Genomic DNA, 21,209 nt, shown 5'->3' with positions numbered 1-21,209 from the left:
CTCTCGGACATTGCGTATTCCGAGATCTATTTCGACGATAATCCGCCGCCCTCCGTGCTCCAGGTCCCGGGCGCCAAGGATATCGCGGTCGAGGTGAACTCCCTTTCCAAGACCTACGCCATGGCCGGATGGCGGGTCGGGATGGTGGTCGGCAACGCCCGCATCTGCGCCGCCCTTGCGAGGGTGAAGTCCTACCTCGACTACGGCGCCTATACGCCCATCCAGGTCGCCGCTGCAGCGGCCCTGAACGGGCCTCAGGACTGCGTCGAAGAGATCCGGGCCATCTACAAGGGTCGCCGAGACACCCTGGTGGAGTCCATGAAGCGTGCGGGCTGGGACATTCCCGCGCCGCCCGCATCGATGTTCGCCTGGGCGCCCCTTCCGGAGTCCTTCCGCGAAGCGGGGTCGATGCTGTTCTCCAAGCTGCTGATCGAGGAGGCCGGCGTCGCCGTCGCCCCTGGCGTGGCTTTCGGGGAGTACGGCGAGGGCTATGTGCGCATAGGCCTCGTCGAGAATGAGAACCGCATCCGTCAGGCCGCCCGAAACGTCCGTCGGTTCCTGGCCAACGCCGACGAGATCCTCGGACGGGCTCACAACACGGGATCAGGTCAATGAGCACAGCCGGCCACAACAGGACCTGGCGCATCGGCGTCGCCGGCCTGGGAACCGTGGGAGCAGGACTCCTCAGCTTCCTCGCAGAGCGGCCGGACTTCGCTCCTGCAGGCGGCAGGGTGGTCGTCACCGGAGTTTCAGCCCGGTCGCGGTCGCGGCCCCGGCCTGTGGACATCTCGGGGCTGGACTGGTTCGACGACCCGGTCGCCCTCGCGGAGTCTCCGGAGATCGACATCTTCGTCGAGCTGATCGGAGGCTCAGACGGACCCGCAAAGGCCGCTGTCGAGGCGGCCATTTCCTCAGGCAAGGCGGTGGTGACGGCCAACAAGGCCCTGATCGCCGAACATGGCGCAGAGCTGGCTGTGCAGGCCGAGGCCAAGGGTGTCCCGCTTCTCTTTGAGGCGGCGGTCATGGGGGGCGTCCCCGCCGTAAAGACCGTCAGGGAGGCGCTTGTCGGTGAGACTATTCGCAGTCTCTCCGGAATCCTCAATGGCACCTGCAACTACATCCTGACCGAGATGGAGGCGTCGGGCTCGGCCTTTGAGGACGTGCTCGCCGAAGCCCAACGGCTTGGGTATGCGGAAGCGGATCCCACCATGGATGTCGGCGGTTACGACGCCGCACACAAGGTCACGATCCTGGCCGCCCTGGCTTTCGGCGGATCGCCCAACTTTGCAGCCGCTGAAGTGACGGGCATTAAGGGGGTGGACCTCCTCGACATCCGGCTCGCAGCGGACCTGGGCTATCGGATCCGGCTCGTGGCCTCGGCGGAGAGGGCGGGGGAGGGCGCCCGCGTCAGGGTGCGGCCCTTCCTGGTGCGCAGTGCTCACCCCATCGCGCAGACAGAAGGGGCCGTGAACGCCCTGTACATTGAGGGCGAGCGGATTGGCCGGATCTTCCTTCAGGGGCCAGGCGCCGGACCCGGGCCCACGGCTGCGGCAGTGGCGGCGGACATCGCCGACGTCATGTGCGGCGCGCGTCGGCCGGTCTTCAGCAGGCCTGCCGCCGAACTTTCACCCTGTTCGCCCTCGGCGGACGCCGCGTCGGAAGTCCGGGGTTACATCCGCGTCATGGTCCGCGACGAGCCGGGCGTGCTTGCTGCAGTCTCAGAGGAACTGGCCGACGCCGGCGTTTCGATCGAGAGTTTTCTCCAGAAGCCTCCGGGCGGTTCCTCGGGGGTACCGATCGTGATGACCACCCATGCCGTGGCGGAGTCCCTGCTGACGGCGGCGGTCATGCGGATCGGCCAGCTGCCAGCAGTCCTCGAGCCGCCTCGGCTCCTTCACATCGCAGGCATCTGAGAATCGACGATAATCGCCGCTGGGATGCGGCCCGGAGACCCCCGATGAGTACTGAGCAGCTGGACAGCAGCCTGATCCTGGACGCCGTCCGGGTGACTGAAATCGCCGCCATCGCCGCATCCACTCTGGCAGGCCGCGGAGACGAGAAGGCGGCCGACCAGGCGGCCGTCGACGCCATGCGCATCGCCCTGAACAGTCTGTCGATCGATGGTGAGATCGTGATCGGGGAGGGGGAGCGGGACGAAGCGCCCATGCTCTACATCGGCGAGAAGGTGGGTCGTGGCGGGGCGGCCATCGACATCGCCCTGGATCCCTTGGAGGGGACAACGCTCGCCGCCAAGGCGATGGCGAACGCTCTGGCGGTCATGGCCTGGGCGCCGAAGGGAAGTCTCCTGAACGCCCCCGACACCTACATGGACAAGATCGCCTGTGGCCCGGGTTACCCGACGGGCGTGATCGAGCTCGACCGCTCTCCGGCCGACAATGTGCGTGCGCTTGCGGCCGCGAAGGGCGTTCCTCCGGAGGATATCACGGTCTGCGTGCTCGACCGGCCTCGGCATGCCGAGATCATCAGCTCGATCCGCTCCATCGGCGCCCGGGTCAACCTCATCACGGACGGCGACGTCGCCGGTGTCATGCACACCGCGGATCCGGCGACGGGTATTGACCTCTATCTTGGACAGGGAGGCGCGCCTGAGGGCGTCCTTGCCTGTGCGGCCCTCAAGTGTGTCGGAGGTCAGTTTCAAGGTCGGCTGGTGTTCCGTAACGCCGATGAGAAGGAGCGCGCGCGGCGGGTTGGAATCACCGACTTCGACAAGAAGTACGACCTGCATGAACTGGTGAGGGCGGACGCGATCTTCGCAGCGACCGGGATCACCAAGGGGGCGCTCCTGGATGGTGTCCGCCGTGAGGGAGGCTACGTCATCACCCATAGTCTCGTGATGAACTCGTCGACCCGCACGGTCCGGGAAGTCCGCCTGCGCCGCCCGGCGTGACGATCTTGACCGCCGACAGGGGGCCGTTCCTGGGCGTGAACCGGTCCCTGACCGGTCGCGCCTGGATCGCGAGACCCGCGGCGGTGGAACTGGTGAGGCGGCACCAGGCTGAACTGGGCCTCAGCGAGCCGCTGGCGCGCGCCCTGGCCTCCAGGGGCGTAGGCCCGGAGTTCGGCGAGACCTACCTCAACCCCACCTTGAAAGCCCTGTTCCCGGACCCCTCCTCATTCCGGGACATGGACCGCGCGGCGGAGATTCTTGTCGAGGCGCTGGTCGACAATCGGCCCATGGTGGTGTTCGCCGACTATGACGTCGATGGCGCCGCCAGCGCCGCCCAGGTGGTCCGCTGGATGCGCGCGATGGGCCGCGACGTCCCGGTCTACATCCCGGATCGCGTGACCGAGGGATACGGCCCAAGCCCCGCAATCTTCCGCACTCTCAAGGACCGCGGAGCCGAACTGGTCATCACCCTGGACTGCGGCGCCGCAGCCATCGACGCGCTCGTCGCGGCGCGCGACATCGGCCTTGATGTCGTGGTGATCGATCATCATCTCATGCGGCCAGGCGAGCTTCCGCCCGCGGCGGCGCTGGTCAATCCCAATCGTCCGGACGACAATTCCGGGCAGGGCGTCCTGGCGGCGGCGGGGGTGGCCTTCGTTCTCCTCGCCGCGCTCAACCGCGAGGCGCGGCGGCGCGGCCTCTTTGCGGAGCGGCCCGAGCCGGACCTGAGACAATGGCTCGACCTCGCCGCCTTGGGCGCAGTCTGCGACGTGACCCAGCTTACGGGCTTCAACCGCGCACTGACCGCCCGGGGACTCAAGGTCATGTCACGCTGGGCCAATCCAGGCCTTCGGGCGCTGGCGGACATCGGCAAGGTCAGCGGAAGCGCGACGACCTTCCACGCGGGCTTCATCCTCGGGCCCCGGATCAACGCCGGCGGACGTATCGGGCGTTCGGACCTCGGCGCGCGTCTCCTGTCGACAGACGATCCTGTTGAAGCCGCAGCCCTTGCCGCACAACTTGACGAACTCAACGCGCAACGTCGCACCGTCGAACAGGCCGTCCTGGATGAGGCCGTCAGTCTGATCGAGGCCGACCCCGCCCTGTCAACGGGGCCGGTTCTGGTCGTCTCGGCCCCCAGCTGGCCGCCGGGGGTGATCGGGATTGTCGCGGGCCGTCTTCGGGAGCGCTATCGAAAGCCGGCCGTGGTGATCGGGATCGACCCCGCCTCGGGCATCGGCAAGGGCTCAGGCCGGTCACAGGTGGGCGTGAATCTCGGCGCCGCCGTCCAGGCCGCTTTCGAAGCCGGGCTTCTCCTCTCGGGCGGCGGGCACGCCATGGCCGCCGGCCTGTCCATCAGACCGGAGCGTATTCCGGACCTGACCTCATTCCTCGCCCAGGAGCTGGGAGAGACCCAGGCCCGGGCTGCGGAAGCCGACGCGCTGGAACTGGACGCCCTGATCACGCCGCGGGCGGCGGACAGAAGTCTCCTGGACGCCTTCGACCGGCTTGCACCGTTTGGGCCCGGTAATCCGGAGCCCATGTTCGCCGCCTCCGACGTGCGCATCGAACGCCCCCTCGCGATGCGCGGCGGCCACGTGCGGGTCACCCTGACGGATGCTACGGGGGGACGCCTCAAGGCCGTCGCCTGGCGGGCCGAGGAGACGCCCCTCGGGCAGGCCCTTCTGGCGGGCGGCGTTCTCCATGTCGCCGGACGCCTGCGGCCTGACGACTGGCAGGGCAGGGCCTCCGTGGAGCTGGAGATCGAGGACGCCGCAGACCCTCGCCGAGCGGATGGCGGGTGATCTCTCACGAGGATCTGAAGGTGTCTTGCACGCCCCGGGGAAGGCGGATATAGACCCCGCTCGCGCGTCTGCGGTCCCTTCGTCTATCGGTTAGGACGCCAGGTTTTCAACCTGGAGAGAGGGGTTCGACTCCCCTAGGGACTGCCACGCGCGCCCTTTTTCCCCAGTTCTTTCGAGGTCGTCGCCCGGCACTCCTCACGGGTTCCGTCGGGGCGGATCATGTCGACAGATTCGGGCCATCGGGGGTTGGCGGCGCGGGCTGCCAGAACACTCAACATGAGCGCCTGAAGCGGCCGGCCCGGCCCCTGGGAACGGGTCACTTGTGCAACCGGAAAAGATGTGAACACCCTTCCATATGAGTTGCCGGACTACGGGCCGGCGGCCGGGGGAGGAAATGATGTCCAGACAAAAGCATCTCTATGCGTGTTCAGCCCTTGCGATCACTCTGAGCCTTGGCCTGAGCGCGCCTGTCGCCGCCCAGAGCACCGGTGGCGCACGGGGGTCCGAAGTCGAGGAGGTGGTCATCACCGGGTCACTGATCCGGACCACGCCGGAAGACGCGGCCCTGCCGGTAGACGTGATCACGAACCAGGCGCTGCAGGAGCAGGGCAGTCCCTCGCTGGTGGACCTCGTCCGGACGATCCCTTCGGTATCCGGGGGCAATATCGGGGAGTCAAACCGGTTCCTGGGCGGTCAGGCCGCCGGCGTCGCGACCGTCAACCTGCGGGGCCTCGGCCTAACCCGCACCCTGTCCCTGATGAACGGCGAGCGCCTGTCCACAATCACCGCCGCCGGCGGGCAGGAATTCGTCAACATCAATGTCGTCCCGACCATCGCGGTCGGACAGGTCGAAGTCCTTCGTGACGGCGCGGCCGCCACCTACGGATCGGACGCCGTCGCCGGCGTCGTCAACTTCATCACCCGCAAGGACCTCGATGGATTTGACGCCAACGCCAAGTACGCGCTCATCGATGGATCCGACGGGGATTACGAGGCCTCGGTGGCGTGGGGTGCGAGGCTCGATAATGGCAACATCCTGCTGGCGGCCTCCTATCGCCACCGTAGCGAACTCAATGGCGTCGACCTGCCCTGGACCCTGCCCAACGCCGTCTTCCCCGACACTCTCAACATCAGCGGGATTTCGGGAGCCAGCAATCCAGGCGGCTACAATGCCATTCTCGGGACCCCGGTTATCGGACCCAATGGCGGGTTCCTGCAGGATCCGGCCCGCCCTGGCGTTCCCCTGGGCGCAACCCTGTCCCCGACCTTCTCTGACGCCGGCTGCACACAGCTGGGCGGTCTATCCTTCGTCCCGAACGGGCAGTGCTTCTATCCGTTCACCTACCATGACACCCGTGTGGCGAACGAGGACCACTACCACCTGTTCGGAGAAGCGAACTTCGATCTCAGCGACAGCCTGAGGTTCCACGGCGAAGTCCTGTGGTCACGGACCGTCGTTCCGGACGATCGGGTCTCCGCCTCTCAGGGAACCGTGCAGTTCCCGACCCCCGTGGAAGCGAGCGGCGCGTCGCCCGGCGGGGGCACATCGCTGATGCCGGCGGCGCCCGGCGCCATCCAGTCGCGCTACTATGTACCCGCGAGCAACCCGGGCCTTCAGGCCCTGTTCAATCCTTGTCCGACGGCGACCCAGCCGCAGATTACCGCGGCGATCTGTGCGGCCGCACTGGTCAATGGCGTCACCATGAACCAGACGCAATGGCGTCCGGCGGCCATGGGGGGCAACCCGATCCATGGCTTTGACGCTGACCGGCAGAGCAACCAGATCACGTCCTTCCGGATTGTCGGCGGTTTCGTTGGCGAACTTGAGAACGGCTGGGAATGGCGGACCTCGCTCAACTACATGCGCGCCGAGCAGGTCAACAGAACCCCGGACCGCTATGTGAACCGCATCCAGCTTGCCCTGCGCGGCCTGGGCGGACCGGGTTGCAACCCGTCGACCGGGACGCCCGGCGCCGGACCGTGCCAATACCTGAACCCCTTCGCCAACTCGATCCAGAAGTCGAGCATCAACGGCGCCAACTATGGGCAGGCCACAGGGTTGAAGCAGGGGCCGCCGATCGACGCCGCGCCCTGGAGATGGATCCAGGACGATGCAGTGAACACCACCACCCAGCAGCTGGCGACCGCCCAGGCCCAGCTTGCGGGCGACCTCGGTGATTTCAGGCTTTGGACGGATGAACCCATCAGCTGGGCCGTCGGGACGCAATGGCGCTTCAATGACCGCACCATCGCGCTTTCGACCAACTTCGACGGCGCGGCGACCCCCTGCGTCGACAGCCAGCCTTATGGTGATGGCCTGCCGACCTGCGCCGTCCCCGGTGGCGGTCCGTTCACCTTCATCGGCTCGGGCACAGAGAGCGATGTCGACCGGCAGGTCGTGTCCTTCTTCGGAGAGCTTCAGCTGCCCATCCTCGACACGGTGACGGCGAGCCTGGCCATTCGGAACGAACGCTATGGCGGCAATGTCGGGGACACGACCAATCCGCGGGCGTCGATCCGCTGGCAGGTTACGCCATGGTTTGCCGTACGCGGTTCGGCCGGCACCACCTTCCGGGCGCCTCCTGTCGCGGCGCTGGATCCGGGCTTTGGCTTCATCCAGGCGCAGTTCTCAAACCCGGTCAGCGGGGCGCCGCTCTATCGCCCCGTTCAGACCTTCGGGAACCCCAATCTGGAACCCGAAACGGCCAACACGTTCAACATTGGCTTCCTCTTTGAGGTCGGGGCCTTCCAGGGTCAGATCGACGTCTTCAGCTTCGCCTTCAAGAAAGAGATCACGACAGAGACCCCGGCGCGGATCTACGGGACCATGTTCCCAGGTGCGAACCCCGCCACATGGCAATGCGGAAGCGCGGCGCTTCTCGAGAGGTTCCGTTTCGGCACCGAGACCGTCAACACGACGCTCTATGGAGGCCAGGCCGTTCCCACCTGCCACCCGAACAATTTCCTCTCCGTTCGCAACAACGTGATCAACGGCCCGGACACCGATATCACCGGCATAGACCTGAACGGTTCCTACTCCTGGTCAAACATCTTCAACGGCGACTTGACGGTGGGTGGCGACGCCAGCGTGCTCAGCGACTACAAGCGGGGAGCTGCGCTGCTGCTGGGGACCAACTTTGTGTTCGACCCGGCGCTGAACCGGGCGGGCAAGTCGGAACTCCTGTCAGCCTTCTATTCGTACCCGCGGCTTCGCGGCAACCTCTACGCGAACTGGGAGATCGGCGACCATAACCTGCGCTGGACCACCCGGTACTGGAAGGGCACCGATGACGTGAACGCGGTGGTCGCGGGACGGCGCCTCCAGCGTGACGACCGCTGGGTGCACGATTTCACCTACCGGATGAACTTCCGTGAAAAGTGGACTGCCACCCTCTCTGTCAAGAACGTGTTCGACGACCAGCCGCCCTTCTACAAGAGCCAGTACAACTACGATTACATGACCCAGAACCCACTCGGCCGTGTCTTCGAGTTCGGGATGCAGGCCAGGTTCTGATCCTGGCGGCCGGTGTTCGGGCCTCGTCCCTCCTGATCCGCGATCCGCCCCCCGGGGGTCGGGTCGTGGAGAGGGATGGGCTTTGTTTCCGCCGGCGGGTGGAACCCTAACAGGCCGCTCAGGAAGGCGACCTGTAGCCGCCGCGCCTGCGGATATGTCCTCGTACTCCAGAGTGTGAAACCAGATTGGGCAAAGTGATGTCATCCGGTTTCTTGATCAAATGGGCCATTGACGCCGGGTAACAGACAAGAAAAGACTTAGATGCGGAGGGTTTCGGTTCGGAGCTCCGGCCAGTCGGACGAGAGGGGGCCATGTCCGGTTACGGTTTTGATGACGACCACGAATCTTCGGTCAGGATCAGTGGGCGAGTAAAATGGTTCGATGGCGGAAAGGGATACGGGTTCATCGTTCCTGACCAGCCTGAACTTACAGATCGTAAGGACGTGCTCATCCACGTGACTTCACTTCGAGGCGTGGGACGCGAGGCGGCCCCGGAGGGTGCGACCCTTTCATGCTCGGTCGTCCGCAGGCCCAAGGGATGGCAGGTCTCTGAAATCCATGACTTCGACGACAGCACGGCCCAGCCCTCCCAGGAGCGGCGCCCGGACCGGGACGCAGGTTTCCGAAGGGAGCGCGACGGCGCTGGTTATGGGTACGCCAGGGGGCGGGACAGCTTTGATCGAGGCCCCCGCGGAGCTTACGCGCCCAGGTCCGGGGCCGGCGGTCGGACGCCTTCACCCGAGGGCGCCCTCGAGCGCGTCAAGGTCAAGTGGTTTAACCGGACCAAAGGATACGGCTTCGTGGTCCGCGAGGTGGAGACCGGGGACATCTTCGTCCACATCGAAACCCTGCGTCGCGCCGGGATAGAGGATCTCCAACCGGGCGAGGACCTCATGGTTCGGTTTGGGAACGGACCAAAGGGTCTTGTGGTCGCAGAGGTGCAGTTGATCTGACTGGCGTCAGGGGCCGGCTGGGTCTAAGGGCGGAGTATGCGAAGCGCGCTTCTGTGTCTGTGGCTCCTGGGTCTGCTCTTCATGACGGCGCCGGCGGCGGCGGCCTGCGTCGGCAACCCCGAACTGAAACCCCTTCGCCCTCTGACGGTGTCCACGGAGAAGGGGCGGTTCCATTTCCTGGTCGAGGTGGCGGATACCGATCGGGAGCGTGAACTGGGCCTGATGTGTCGGAAAAGCCTGGCGGCGGATCGCGGCATGCTGTTCGATTTCATCAGGGAGCGGCCTGACGCCGCTTTCTGGATGCGAAACACGTTGATCCCCCTCGACATCATCTACATCCGGAAGGACGGCGTGGTGCGCTCGATCATCCGCAATGCCCGACCGCTTGACGAGACGCCCCGGCCAGCCGGAGGACCGATCCTGGGGGTTCTGGAATTGGCGGGCGGCCGGGCGGCTCAGATCGGGCTCAAGCCGGGGGACAAGGTCGATTTTCCGATCTTCAGAGAGCGCCGATGACCCGCAGCGCTGGTGCTGACGCCTCTGACGAGCCCGTCGTCATTCCCCCGCCCGGCTTTGTGGCCTCGGCCACTCGGGGGCCTTACTCCACGCATAACGGCCCCTATTTCCACCGCGATCCCCAAGGGGAGGCTACAGAGCACGCCTTCTTCGCCCTGCCGCGGCACGCCAACGGACTTGGTCTGGTTCATGGGGGCATGCTCACCTCCTTCATGGACGGGTTGCTGGCCGCAGCTGTCTGGCGAGCTTCCCGCCGATCCAGCGTGACCATTCATCTCAGCATCGACTTTCTGCACATGGCGCGTGTGGGCGAGTGGGTGTTCGGCGAGAGCCGCGTCACGCGCCTGACACGGGACGTCGCCTTCGTGGAGGGCCGCGCTCACGCCGCCAGATCTGACATTGTGCGGGCCAGCGGCGTCTTCAAACTGATGCGCAAGCCTGCGGACTGATTGCGGTTTCTCCCGAAGACGGCTATCGCCAAGCTGTGCCGGTGCTCTTCGGGGCGTAGCGCAGCCTGGTAGCGCATCTGCTTTGGGAGCAGAGGGTCGCGTGTTCGAATCACGCCGCCCCGACCAGAGCCGGCAGGACGAACGGGGACCGATATGATCGCGCGTATTTTCTGTCCGGCGAAGACCGCCATGCAGTCCGGCAAGGCGCGCGCCAAGGATTGGGTTCTGGAGTTCGCGCCCGCGTCCGCGCGCATTCCCGACCCGCTCATGGGGTGGACCCTGACAGATGACACCAGCGCACAGGTGCGTCTGACATTCGAGACGCGCGAGGACGCCGTCGCCTACGCGCGTAAGCACGGTCTCGCCTTCCAGGTCACCGAGCCGAAGACTCCCAGGCGTTTCCTGAAGGCTTACGCCGACAACTTTTCCGCCGACCGCAAGCAGCCCTGGACCCATTAGGGCCAACAGCGGAACCGGGGCGCCCGTAGCTCAACCGGATAGAGCATCCGCCTTCTAAGCGGACGGTTGCAGGTTCGAGTCCTGCCGGGCGCGCCAGGCGCCGAAGGCCAGCCGCCCGGTCCGAGGGGTGGACCTTGCGCGCCCCCGTCTGCGCGGAGGGCCCTTCGTCCGGCCGCCAAGATGCCGGCGCGCCTGGCGCCGGATCAGGCCTTCGCCATGTTGATGACGTGCTGCTGGGTGAATTCGGCGAGACCCTCTTCGCCCAGCTCGTTCCCGACGCCGGAGAATTTCGCGCCGCCGAACGGGATGTTGGGCGCCAGTTCCGCATGCTTGTTGATCCAGACCGTACCGGTGTCCATGCGGCCTGCGAGGTCGAGGGCGCGGTCGAGATCCTTGGCCCAGATCGAGCCGCCCAGGCCGTACTCCGAGGCGTTGGCCCGGCGGACGGCGTCCTCACCGTCCTTGATCTTGATGACCGGCAGGACGGGGCCGAACTGCTCCTCGTCGACCAGGCGGGCGCCGTCCTCGATGTCCCTCACAATCGTGGGGCGGATGAAGTAACCCTTGCCTTCGGCCCGACCGCCGCCGGCGATGACCTTGCCCTGGGACTTCGCATCCTCGATCAGGCCAAGCACCTTCTCGAACTGGCTCTTGTTCTGAAGAGGGCCGAGGGTCACGCCCTGCTGCAGGCCGTCCCCGACCACAGCCGCATCGGCCAGCCGCGCCAGCTCGTCGCACATGGCGTCATAGATGCTCTCGTGGACATAGGCGCGCTTCACGGCGATGCAGACCTGGCCGGAGTTCTGGAAGGCGGCGCCGAAGATCTTGGGAGCCGCCTCCTTGGGGTCCACGCCGTCCAGCACGATTGCGGCGTCATTGCCTCCCAACTCCAGGGTGACGCGCTTCAGCGCCTCGGCGGCTCCAGCCATGACCTTCTTGCCGGTCTCGGTGGATCCGGTGAACGATACCTTGCGAATATCCGGGTGGGCGGTGATCGCGCCGCCCAGATCATTGGCGTCTGAGATGATGTTAAGCACGCCGGGTGGCAGGAGGTCCTTCACGAGCTCGCCGATCCGCAGGGTGGTGAGGGGGGTGGTCGCCGCAGGCTTCAGAATGACAGTGTTGCCCGCCAGCAGGGCGGCGGGAACCTTGAAGGCCATCAGGATGATCGGGAAGTTCCAGGGAACGATCGCGCCGACCACGCCGAGGGGGCGGCGGCGGGAGATCACCTTGCGGGTGTTCGAGTCCTCGATGACCTTTTCCGGCAGGTCGAGACTGGCGAAGTAGCGGAAGAAGGCCGCCGCGCCGAAGACCTCGCCCATGGCGTCCTGCAAGGGCTTGCCCTGCTCCTGGACGAGTGTGCGCGCCAGGGTTTCAAGGTCGCCCTGGATGGCGTCAGCCATGGCGAGAAGAGCCTTGCGGCGCTCGTCGACGGGCGTGGCCGCCCAGGCCGGGAAGGCCCGTTTGGCGGCGGCGACCGCCTGGTCGAGCTGAGCCTTCGAGGCCCGCGGGCACTCCACAAGCACATCCTCGGTCGCCGGGTTGATCACCGGCATGACGGAGTCCCCTTCGACCAGAAGGCCATCGATCAAAAGCTTATAGGGACCCATGTCGTCCTCCGCGTGTTTGCTGACCCGAACAATGCCGGGATGACGCCGCGCCAATCAAGCCTGTGCTTGCGCAGTTCGCTTACGGCGGGCCAATGTTCGGGCCTGGGGAAGGAGGGCGTCATGTTCACGCGCTTGAGGATCGGGATTGTGAGTGGCGGGGTGGCCCTGATGATGGGTCTGGCCGGCACGGCCGCGGCGGCCGGGCTCACCGGGCCGGAGAAGCGGATGGTCGCCGTCGTCGACGCAGCGCAGGAGGACCAGCTTCGTCTTCTCGAAGAGTTGGTCGCGATCAATTCCGGGACCATGAATCTTCCGGGTGTCGAGGCGGTGGCCCGACGGCTCGCCCCTGAATTCAAGGATCTGGGCTTCGAGGTGCGCTGGGTTCCCATGGCGGAAACCGGCCGGGCAGGGCACCTGATCGCAACCCACAGGGGTGGGGGCGGGGGGCGCCGCATGCTGCTGATCGGGCATCTCGACACCGTCTTCGAGCCAGACGATCCGTTCAAGGCCTACGTCCGTTACGGGGACAGGATCACCGGGCCGGGGGTCAACGACATGAAGGGCGGAATTGTCGTGATGGTCAGCGCCCTTCGCGCGATGAAGGCGGCCGGGACACTGAAGCGGGCGAACATCTCGGTGGTTCTGACGGGGGACGAGGAGCGAGTCGGCCGGCCCGTCGAGATCGCCAGACGGGATCTGATTGCGGCTGCGAAGGAATCCGACGTCGCCCTGGACTTTGAGGGTCTCGCCACAGAGAACGGAATGGACATGGGTTCCATCGCGAGGCGGTCCTCCACCACATGGACGGTGCAGGTCCGGGCCAAGGCAGGGCACTCCTCAGGGGTTTTCTCCGAGACGGCGGGATACGGGGCCATCTACGAGCTTGCCCGGATCCTAGACGCCTTCCGGGACCAGCTGCGCGAACCGAACGCTACCTTTAGCGTAGGCCTCATCCTGGGTGGCTCAGACGCGGGACTGAACCGGGACGCCACGGGGGGCAAGGCCAGCGGCAAGGCCAACATCATTCCCGCGGAGGCCCTCGCGATCGGGGATCTGCGGACCCTCTCCAACGAACAGACGGCCCGGATCCAGGCGAAGATGGAGACGATCGTCAGCCAGAGCCTGCCGGGTGCGACGGCCAGTCTGGAGTTTTCCGAAGGCTATCCCGCCATGCCGCCGACCGAGGGCTCGCGCCGTCTCCTGGCGCAGCTGAACGAGATCAATTCGGCCCTCGGCTATCCCCGGATGCCGGAGCTGGATCCGGTACGCAGGGGCGCTGGAGACATCGCCTTCGTCTCTCACCTGGTGGACGGCCTGGTGGGCCTGGGTGCGGGGGGCGAGGGCGCCCATTCGCCAGGCGAGACCCTCGACATCCCCGCGCTGCGTCGACAGACGCGTCGGGCGGCCCTGCTGATGAGCCGACTAGGGGAACGCTAGCCTGCCGCGTCCCGGAACGCGGCCAGACCGGTCTCTAGATCACGGATCAGGTCCTCAGGGTCCTCAAGTCCTATGTGCAGGCGGACAAGGGACCCGCCGTAAGCCTTGCAATAGGTCCGCACCTTGAGTTGCGGATCGCAGTCGATGACCAGGCTCTCGAAGCCCCCCCAGGAGAAACCGAGCCCGAAGAGTTCAAGGGCATCGAGAAAGGCCGACGTCGCGGCCGGGGGGGCTGGCCTGAGAACCAGGGCGAAAAGGCCGCAGGCGCCCGTGAAGTCACGTTTCCAGATGTCATGTCCCGGAGCGCCGGAAAGAGCGGGATGGAGGACTTCCGCAACTTCGTCGCGACCGGCAAGCCAGCGCGCAACGGCCAGACCACTCTCGCCATGCCTGCGGAGCCTGACGTCCAGGGTCCGCAGTCCCCTGAGCATCGTATAGGCATCCTCGGCGGCCACGGACCAACCCAGGTCCACCACGCCCGCGCGAAGCCGGGCGGCGATCTGGGGATCGCGGGCGGCTGCGGATCCCATGAAGCTGTCTGAGTGCCCCCCGACATACTTGGTCAGGGCCTGGATCGAGACATCGACGCCATGCGCAAGCGGCTTGAACAGATGACCCGCCGCCCAGGTGTTGTCCATCAGGCTGATGACGCCCCGTTCCCGCGCCAGCTTCGCAAGGGCGGGAACATCCTGCATCTCGAAGCTCAGTGAACCGGGGCTTTCCAGAAAGATCGCCCGGGTCCGGGCCCCGATCTGCGATGCAATGTCCTCGGCCGGCAGGGTCGGGTCGAAGTACCGGATCTCCACCCCGTATCGCGCGAGGGTCCGGTCGCAGAACCGCCTCGTCGGCTTGTAGGCGGTATCGACCATGAGAAGCTCGTCGCCGGCCTCAAGCACCGACAGAAGAGCGCCGGCGACTGCAGACACCCCGCTGGGATAGAGCTGAACGTCGGCCGCCCCCTCCAGATCGCAGAGGGCGGCGATCAAGGCTTGATGAGTGGCGAGGCCGCCCCGGCCATAGGTAACATAGGCGTCGTCGTCATAGAGGGCCGCCGAGTCCGGAAGGAGAACGGTGGAGCCCTTCTGGATGGCGGGGTTGACGGCCTTCGCATTCCCTCGATCCGGTGTACGGGCGTGAACGAGGCGCGTCGCCGGCTTCATGGATCCCCCACGACGACGGCGCCGCCGCCAGGAGCGCCCCACTCGGCCCATGACCCATCGTAGAGCACGGCCGGGCGCCCCAGGATCTCGAGCCCCAGGGCAAGCACCGCAGCCGTAACCCCCGAGCCGCATGTCGTGATCACGGGCCGGTCCAGATCCACGCCTGCCCCGGAAAAAAGCGCCTCGAGGTCAGCGGCCGGCTTCATGCGTCCGTCCGGGGCCAGCAGCCTGTCGAAGGGCAGGTTCAGGGCGCCCGGCATGTGACCTGTCCGCAGACCCGGCCGCGGTTCCGGCGCCTCGCCGCGGAAACGGGCTGCGCTGCGGGCGTCAAGCACCTGAGAGGCGCCGCTCTCCAGCGCGGACTGGACGTCCGGCAGGCTGCAAACGCGGTCGCCTGCGAAACCCGCCGCGACAGGGGCTGGCGCCGGTTCCGGGGCGGGTCCGGTCTCCAGCGCAAGCCCCGCCGCCTTCCATGCGGGGAGGCCGCCGTCCAGGACCTGTACATGGGGATACTGCATCACCTTGAGCGTCCACCAGACCCGGGCCGAAGAGCGGATGCCGAGGCTGTCATAGACCACGATCCGGGCGGCCCTTGGCAGGCCCAGGAGACCCGCCGCGCGCGCGAAGCCCTCCGGGGACGGAAGCATGTGGGGCAGGCCGCTGGAGTCATCGGAGTGGGCGTCTATGTCGAAGAAGATCGCGCCGGGAATACGCTCGAGGTCATGCTCCGCCCGACCCGAGCGCCCTTCGGCGGGAAGGAACCAGCTGGCGTCGACGACCCGCAGGTCGGGGGCGCCCAACCCGGCTGCAAGGGCCTCAACGGTGATCAGGGCCGGGCTGCTCACGCCAGCCACTCCGGAACCGGGAGCCCCCGCTCGCGCAGGAAGCCGGGATTGTAGATCTTGCTCTGGTACCGGGCGCCCTGGTCGCAGAGGATGGTCACAATGGTATGACCGGGCCCGAGGTCCCGCGCCATTCGCATGGCGCCCGCCACGTTGATCCCTGTCGATCCGCCCATGATCAGGCCCTCGTGGGTGGCCAGGTCGAAGATCACATCGAGCATTTCGTCATCAGGGACCTGGTAGGGCATATCCACGACCAGTCCCTCGAGGTTGGCCGTGATGCGGCCCTGGCCAATGCCCTCTGAAATTGAGGTTCCCTCGGACTTCAGCTCCCCGTGGGCGTACCAGTTGTAGAGGGCTGCGCCCATCGGGTCCGCCAGGCCGATCCGCACCGAGGGGCTGCGCGCCTTCAGCGCCTCGGCCACCCCGGCCAGAGTGCCGCCGGAGCCCACAGCGCAGATGAAGCCGTCGACCCGCCCGCCAGTCTGTTCCCAGATCTCGGGGCCGGTCGTCTCGACATGGGCCTGCCGGTTGGCGACATTGTCGAACTGGTTGGCCCAGATGGCCCCGTTGGGCTCAGTCCGGTTCAGTTCCTCGGCCAGACGACCGGAGTAACGCACGTAGTTGTCGGGGTTGGAGTATGGGACGGCGTCCACCTCCACCAGTTCGGCGCCCAGAAGGCGGATAGCGTCCTTCTTCTCCTCGCTCTGGGTGCGCGGGATGACGATGGTGGTGCGGTAGCCCAGGGCCTGACCGACCATGGCCAGCCCGATGCCGGTGTTGCCCGCCGTCCCCTCGACAATGCGCCCGCCGGGACGCAGTAGGCCCCGGCGCTCAGCGTCCCGGATGATATAGAGGGCGGCGCGGTCCTTTACGGACTGCCCCGGATTCATGAACTCAGCCTTGCCGAGAATCTCGCAGCCCGTCGCCTCGCTGGCGCGGTTAAGGCGGATGAGCGGCGTACGGCCGATGGCATCAAGAACAGTTCGGGCGATGATCATGATCGCAATCTAGGCCCTTGGCAGGGTCCGCGCCATGAGTTGGCGCAGTCTAGGCTCTGGAAACGCCGAGCTGGATCACGTTTGTCCGGCCGGTCTGGAAGCCCGCCTCGCAATAGCTGAGGTAGAAGTCCCACAACCGGCGGAAACGCTCGTCGAATCCCAGGCCGCGAATCTCGTTCCAGGCGGCTCCGAAGCGGCGCTTCCAGTCGGCCAGGGTGGAGGCGTAGTCGAGGCCAAAACGCTCGGGCTCGCTCCAGGAGAGGCCGACCTTTGAAATCTCCTGTTTCAGACGGCTCTCCGAGATCAGCATCCCGCCTGGAAAGATGTAGCGCTGGATGAAGTCGGCCCGACGGCGATAGCCCTCGAAAAGCTCATCCTGGATGGTGATGATCTGGAGTGCGGCTCGTCCCTGAGGCTTGAGCCGGTCATGAATGGTCCGGAAATAGGTCGGCCAGTACTTTTCGCCGACCGCCTCGAACATCTCTATGGACGCGACGCGGTCATAGACGCCGGGGACGTCCCGGTAATCGACCAGGCGGATATCCGCCTTCTCGGCGAGGTCGGCTTCAAACATCCGACGACGAGCGAAGTCGTGCTGCTCGCGGGAAATGGTGATGCCCGTCACCCGCGCGCCGACCTCTCTGGCCGCAAACTCCGCAAACCCACCCCATCCACAGCCGATCTCGAGCACATGGTGCCCGGGCGATAGCTGCATCCTTTGGGCGAGAGCCCGGTACTTCTCCTCCTGAGCCGCTTCAAGCGAGGCCGCACCCCGGCTGAAGCGCGCAGAGGAGTAGGTCATGGAGGGATCCAGCCAACGGGAGTAGAAGGCGTTCCCGAGGTCATAGTGAGCGTGGATGTTCCGCTGCGACCCGCGCCGCGAATTTCCGTTCAGGAAATGCCCGATGAAATTCAGCACCCCAATCAGGGGGTTGCCCTCCGTCACCTGAGTGAGATTCTGGAAATTCAGGCTGAAGACGGACAGTACGGCTGTCAGATCGGGAGTCTCCCACTCACCGGCGGCATAGGCCTCTGCAAAGCCGATGTCGCCAGCCATAAGGGCGCGCCTGATGAACCGGAAATTCCGGATCTGGATGACCGCAGCGGGTCCGCCTGTCTCGGACCTGATTCTCAGCGCCCGGCCGTCGGGCGTCACGAACGTCACCTCACCGGCCGCCCAGCCCCGGGTCATGATGTCCAGTGCGGATCGGAAGATGGCCGGAAGCCCGCTCAGGGCCGGTGCACGCTTAACCGCCCCCGGGCGCAGGGCGAGAGTATTGAGACAGACTTCCTGCGCCATCGACACGTTATGCGACTCCTGAGCCTCTCGAGCTTGATGCGATCCTGGGTGGACGTGATTCCGTCTTGTGCCGCGGATCGCCGCGCGCCACTTAACGCGCCTGATGCTACAGTCGTCTCGCAGGAGAGCCGAATTGTCCAGTCTGAACGCTGTTGTAGAGCTCAAGCCATCCTCCGGCCGTCGGGTCTGCATCGGCAATGGCGAGCGCCTGACGGTCATTGCGGGCCCCTGTCAGCTTGAGAGCCGACAGCATGCCCTTGAGACCGCATCCATGCTGGCCGAGATCGCCGCGCGGCTGGGTATCGGCCTCATCTACAAGACCTCCTTCGACAAGGCGAACCGCACCTCCGCCCGGGCCGCGCGCGGCATCGGCCTGAAGTCCGCCCTGCCGATCTTTGCCGAGATCCGTGAGACAGTGGGGCTGCCGGTCCTGACCGATGTTCATGAGCGGGAGCAGTGTGCCCCTGTCGCCGAGGCCGTGGACGTTCTCCAGATACCCGCCTTCCTTTGCCGTCAGACGGACCTCCTGGTAGCCGCCGCGGAGACAGGGCGCGCGGTCAACGTCAAGAAGGGCCAGTTCCTGGCGCCCTGGGACATGAAGAACGTCATCGCCAAGATCAGCGGAGCCGGCAATCCGAACGCCCTGGCCACGGAGCGTGGCGTCAGTTTCGGATACAACGCCCTGGTCAGCGACATGCGCGCCCTCCCGGTCCTCGCAGAGATCGGCTGCCCCGTGGTGTTCGACGCGACCCACTCGGTGATGCAGCCGGGAGGCCAGGGTGACCGGTCCGGCGGCCAGAGGGAATTCGTTCCTGTTCTCGCCCGGGCCGCGGTGGCTGTAGGCGTGGCGGCGGTCTTCATGGAGACCCATCCGGATCCCGACAACGCGCCCTCCGACGGACCCAACATGGTCCCTCTTGCGGAGTTCGAGGCGCTGGTGAGGGACCTCCTGGCTTTCGACGCGCTCGCCAAGCGAGACCGGGGGTAGACGGATGGAGCTGGCGGCTCTGCAGGGCCTCATAGACCGCGCTTCGGGCCGGAGGGTTGTGTGCGTCGGCGATGTTATGGTCGACCGCTTCGTCTACGGCTCGGTCACCCGGATGTCGCCGGAGGCGCCCATACCCATACTGGCCAGGAGCCGTGAACTCGTCATGCTGGGAGCGTCGGGCAATGTCGCGCGCAATGTCTCCGCGCTCGGCGGCCAGGTTGTCTTGGTGGGCGTGATCGGGTCCGACATCGAAGGACGCGAGGTTCTCAGACTGGTCGGTGACGACGGCGGAATCGAGGGCGCCCTGGTCACGGACACGAACCGCCCGACGACCTTGAAGACGCGGTTTGTCTCGGGCGGCCAGCAACTGCTCCGTGTGGATGTGGAAGAAACTCAGCCGATCACAGGCGACACCGACGCGAGAGTCTGCCGGATGATCCGCGACGTGGGACCCGGAGCCGGGGTCATCATCCTGTCCGACTACGGGAAGGGCGTGGTTACAGACGACGTCATCAAGGCCTGCCGCCAGACCGGCGTTCCGGTTGTCGTCGACTCCAAGGCCCGCTCTTTCAGACGGTACGGGCCGGTGGACGTGATCAAGCCAAACGCGGCGGAACTGTCCTACGCGACCGGCCTGCCTACCGGCGCCGATGATGAAATTGAGGCCGCGCTTGCTCGCGCCCTGGACCTTTGCGAGGCGCGGGCCATCCTGGTGACGCGGGCGGCTCAGGGAATGTCCCTGGCCATACGCGGGCGGCCCGTTCGCCATTTTCAGGGGTCACCCAGAGAAGTCTTCGATGTCTCGGGCGCAGGCGACACCGCTATCGCCGCCCTTGGTCTCGGCATTGCATCCGGCGGGGATCTCGAGGAGGCCGTCTCCCTCGCGCTGCTGGCGTCGGGTGTCGCGGTCGGCAAGGTTGGGACGGCGACTGTGACTCCCGAGGAACTCATTGAGGCTTCACTGGCCGCCCACATGGCTGCGGCGGAGGCCAAGATCGCGACCCCGGCCCGGATGGTCGAGGAAGTCGCCCGGTGGCGCGCACGGGGTCTGCGGGTTGGATTCACCAATGGCTGTTTCGACATCCTGCACCGGGGACACGTGGCCTACCTCGCCCAGGCCCGGTCCTGGTGCGACCGGCTGATCGTTGGCGTGAACTCGGACAGGTCCATCCGGGTCCTCAAGGGCGAAGGGCGGCCCGTGAACGACCTCGAGAGCCGGGCCCTGGTCCTGGCGGGTCTCGCCAGCGTGGACCTCGTCGCGCCCTTCGATGCCGACACCCCCATCGAGCTGATCCGGGCCGCGCGCCCGGACGTCCTCGTCAAGGGAGCGGACTATGCGGAATCCGAGGTCGTCGGCGGTGATCTCGTCAAGGCCTGGGGCGGCGAGGTGCGTCTTGCTCCCCTGGTCGAGGGGTATTCAACAACCGCCGCCATCCTTCGAATGGCCGGGGAGGGGCGAGAGTGAGCCGCAGGATCATCTTTGTCACCGGCGGCGCCGGCTTCATTGGATCGAACATCGTCGCCAGACTGGCCGAGGACCGCAGCCTTGACATCGTGGTGTGCGACCGCCTTCGGGAGGCGGACCTCGGCAAGTGGCGCAACATAGCCAGTCATCCGATCGGTGACTTTGTGTCGCCTGAGGACACGTTCGACTGGCTCGAGAAGCGCTGGCGCGACGTGGAGGCGGTCGTTCACATGGGGGCCATCTCCTCGACGACCGAACCTGATGCAGACCGGATCATGCGGACCAACTTCGGGCTGAGCCGTGACCTGTTCCGCTGGTGCGCGGATCGCCAGAGGCGGTTCATCTACGCTTCCTCCGCGGCGACCTATGGCGACGGGACCCTCGGCTTCGACGACCGGGATGACTTCGAAAGCCTTGCTGCGCTCCGCCCGCTCAACGCCTATGGCTGGTCCAAGGCCCTGTTCGATGTCTTCGCTGCAAGACAGGCCGGACGGGAATACGCGCCGCCTCAGTGGGTGGGCCTGAAGTTCTTCAATGTCTATGGCCCGAACGAGGGTCACAAAGGGCCAATGAAGTCCGTCGCCGCCCAGATCTGGCCCTCGATCCGCGACGGGCAGGGGGTGCAGCTCTTCAGATCCTATCGCCAGGGGGTGCCGGACGGCGGCCAGCAGCGTGACTTCGTCTATGTCCGTGATGTCGCCGAGGTCGTCGCCTGGCTGCTCGAGTCGCCCCAGGTGAGCGGGGTGTACAATCTCGGCTCCGGCCGTGCCCGTACCTTCGAGGACCTCGCACGCGCGGTCTT

Annotated in this window: 18 protein-coding genes and 3 tRNA genes; 16 read left to right on the top strand and 5 right to left on the bottom strand. The window is 66.2% G+C overall.

What is annotated here, in order from left to right; all coding sequences use genetic code 11:
- The 12 genes from INE98_RS04475 to INE98_RS04420 form a co-directional block, all read left to right on the top strand.
- The coding region (locus INE98_RS04475) for an aminotransferase class I/II-fold pyridoxal phosphate-dependent enzyme (protein ID WP_293536904.1) at positions 1–615 on the top strand (615 nt) is incomplete at its 5' end.
- Positions 612–1,913 carry a homoserine dehydrogenase gene (locus INE98_RS04470; RefSeq protein WP_293536903.1) on the top strand — a complete coding sequence of 434 codons (1,302 nt, stop codon included), beginning with the start codon at positions 612–614 and terminating at the stop codon, positions 1,911–1,913. The genes INE98_RS04475 and INE98_RS04470, both read left to right, overlap by 4 nt.
- Positions 1,914–1,957: 44 nt before the next feature.
- Positions 1,958–2,908, top strand: coding sequence for a class II fructose-bisphosphatase (glpX, locus tag INE98_RS04465; RefSeq protein WP_293536901.1), 951 nt, complete (start codon positions 1,958–1,960; stop codon positions 2,906–2,908).
- The gene (recJ, locus tag INE98_RS04460) at positions 2,905–4,713 is read left to right on the top strand and encodes a single-stranded-DNA-specific exonuclease RecJ (protein WP_293536900.1); all 1,809 of its coding nucleotides are present in this window, start codon (positions 2,905–2,907) and stop codon (positions 4,711–4,713) included. The genes glpX and recJ overlap by 4 nt, the downstream gene beginning before the upstream one ends.
- 72 nt (positions 4,714–4,785) lie before the next feature.
- Positions 4,786–4,860, top strand: a tRNA-Glu gene (locus INE98_RS04455).
- Positions 4,861–5,110: 250 nt separating this feature from the next.
- On the top strand, positions 5,111–8,227 hold the full coding sequence (locus INE98_RS04450; protein WP_293536898.1) for a TonB-dependent receptor: 3,117 nt from the start codon (positions 5,111–5,113) through the stop codon (positions 8,225–8,227).
- Between the two features lie 311 nt (positions 8,228–8,538).
- Positions 8,539–9,180 (top strand): cold-shock protein, encoded by a 642-nt coding sequence (locus INE98_RS04445; RefSeq protein ID WP_293536896.1) that lies wholly within the window; start codon positions 8,539–8,541, stop codon positions 9,178–9,180.
- A 36-nt stretch (positions 9,181–9,216) separates the two neighbouring features.
- On the top strand, positions 9,217–9,696 hold the full coding sequence (locus INE98_RS04440) for a DUF192 domain-containing protein (RefSeq protein WP_367120164.1): 480 nt from the start codon (positions 9,217–9,219) through the stop codon (positions 9,694–9,696).
- Positions 9,693–10,145 carry a PaaI family thioesterase gene (locus tag INE98_RS04435; protein ID WP_293536894.1) on the top strand — a complete coding sequence of 151 codons (453 nt, stop codon included), beginning with the start codon at positions 9,693–9,695 and terminating at the stop codon, positions 10,143–10,145. Before INE98_RS04440 ends, INE98_RS04435 begins: the two co-directional genes overlap by 4 nt.
- 49 nt (positions 10,146–10,194) lie before the next feature.
- A tRNA-Pro gene (locus tag INE98_RS04430) sits at positions 10,195–10,271 on the top strand.
- A 27-nt stretch (positions 10,272–10,298) separates the two neighbouring features.
- Positions 10,299–10,604, top strand: a complete 306-nt coding sequence (locus INE98_RS04425) for an ETC complex I subunit (RefSeq protein WP_293536892.1) — start codon at positions 10,299–10,301, stop codon at positions 10,602–10,604.
- A gap of 19 nt (positions 10,605–10,623) precedes the next feature.
- Positions 10,624–10,700, top strand: a tRNA-Arg gene (locus tag INE98_RS04420).
- A 107-nt stretch (positions 10,701–10,807) separates the two neighbouring features.
- Here INE98_RS04420 and INE98_RS04415 read toward each other — a convergent pair.
- Positions 10,808–12,214, bottom strand: coding sequence for an aldehyde dehydrogenase family protein (locus tag INE98_RS04415; RefSeq protein WP_293536890.1), 1,407 nt, complete (start codon positions 12,212–12,214; stop codon positions 10,808–10,810).
- A 120-nt stretch (positions 12,215–12,334) separates the two neighbouring features.
- Here INE98_RS04415 and INE98_RS04410 point away from each other — a divergent pair, with 120 nt between their 5' ends.
- A complete protein-coding gene (locus INE98_RS04410; protein WP_293536888.1) occupies positions 12,335–13,651 on the top strand; it encodes a M20/M25/M40 family metallo-hydrolase in 1,317 nt (438 codons plus the stop codon).
- Here INE98_RS04410 and metC read toward each other — a convergent pair.
- The 4 genes from metC to INE98_RS04390 are packed head-to-tail and all read right to left on the bottom strand — an operon-like array spanning position 13,648 to position 17,954.
- The gene (gene metC / locus INE98_RS04405; RefSeq protein ID WP_293536887.1) at positions 13,648–14,811 is read right to left on the bottom strand and encodes a cystathionine beta-lyase; all 1,164 of its coding nucleotides are present in this window, start codon (positions 14,809–14,811) and stop codon (positions 13,648–13,650) included. The genes INE98_RS04410 and metC overlap by 4 nt on opposite strands.
- The gene (gene sseA, locus INE98_RS04400; protein WP_293536885.1) at positions 14,808–15,656 is read right to left on the bottom strand and encodes a 3-mercaptopyruvate sulfurtransferase; all 849 of its coding nucleotides are present in this window, start codon (positions 15,654–15,656) and stop codon (positions 14,808–14,810) included. The genes metC and sseA overlap by 4 nt, the downstream gene beginning before the upstream one ends.
- Complete coding sequence (locus tag INE98_RS04395) at positions 15,653–16,654, bottom strand: cysteine synthase A (protein WP_293536884.1); 1,002 nt, start codon at positions 16,652–16,654, stop codon at positions 15,653–15,655. Before INE98_RS04395 ends, sseA begins: the two co-directional genes overlap by 4 nt.
- Before the next feature lie 49 nt (positions 16,655–16,703).
- Complete coding sequence (locus INE98_RS04390; RefSeq protein ID WP_293536882.1) at positions 16,704–17,954, bottom strand: cyclopropane-fatty-acyl-phospholipid synthase family protein; 1,251 nt, start codon at positions 17,952–17,954, stop codon at positions 16,704–16,706.
- 133 nt (positions 17,955–18,087) lie between these two features.
- Here INE98_RS04390 and kdsA point away from each other — a divergent pair, with 133 nt between their 5' ends.
- The 3 genes from kdsA to rfaD form a co-directional block, all read left to right on the top strand.
- Positions 18,088–18,942: a 3-deoxy-8-phosphooctulonate synthase gene (gene kdsA, locus INE98_RS04385; protein ID WP_293536881.1), complete on the top strand. Its 855-nt coding sequence runs from the start codon at positions 18,088–18,090 to the stop codon at positions 18,940–18,942.
- Positions 18,943–18,946: 4 nt separating this feature from the next.
- Positions 18,947–20,407 (top strand): D-glycero-beta-D-manno-heptose 1-phosphate adenylyltransferase, encoded by a 1,461-nt coding sequence (gene rfaE2 / locus INE98_RS04380; protein WP_293536880.1) that lies wholly within the window; start codon positions 18,947–18,949, stop codon positions 20,405–20,407.
- Positions 20,404–21,209, top strand: an 806-nt coding sequence (gene rfaD / locus INE98_RS04375) for an ADP-glyceromanno-heptose 6-epimerase (protein WP_293536878.1), incomplete at its 3' end; no start/stop codon positions are given. The genes rfaE2 and rfaD, both read left to right, overlap by 4 nt.

Source organism: Phenylobacterium sp. (genome assembly GCF_020253645.1).
Classification (GTDB): domain Bacteria; phylum Pseudomonadota; class Alphaproteobacteria; order Caulobacterales; family Caulobacteraceae; genus Phenylobacterium.
Note: the sequence above shows the minus strand (reverse complement) of the source record. Positions and strands in the feature narration are given on the sequence as shown.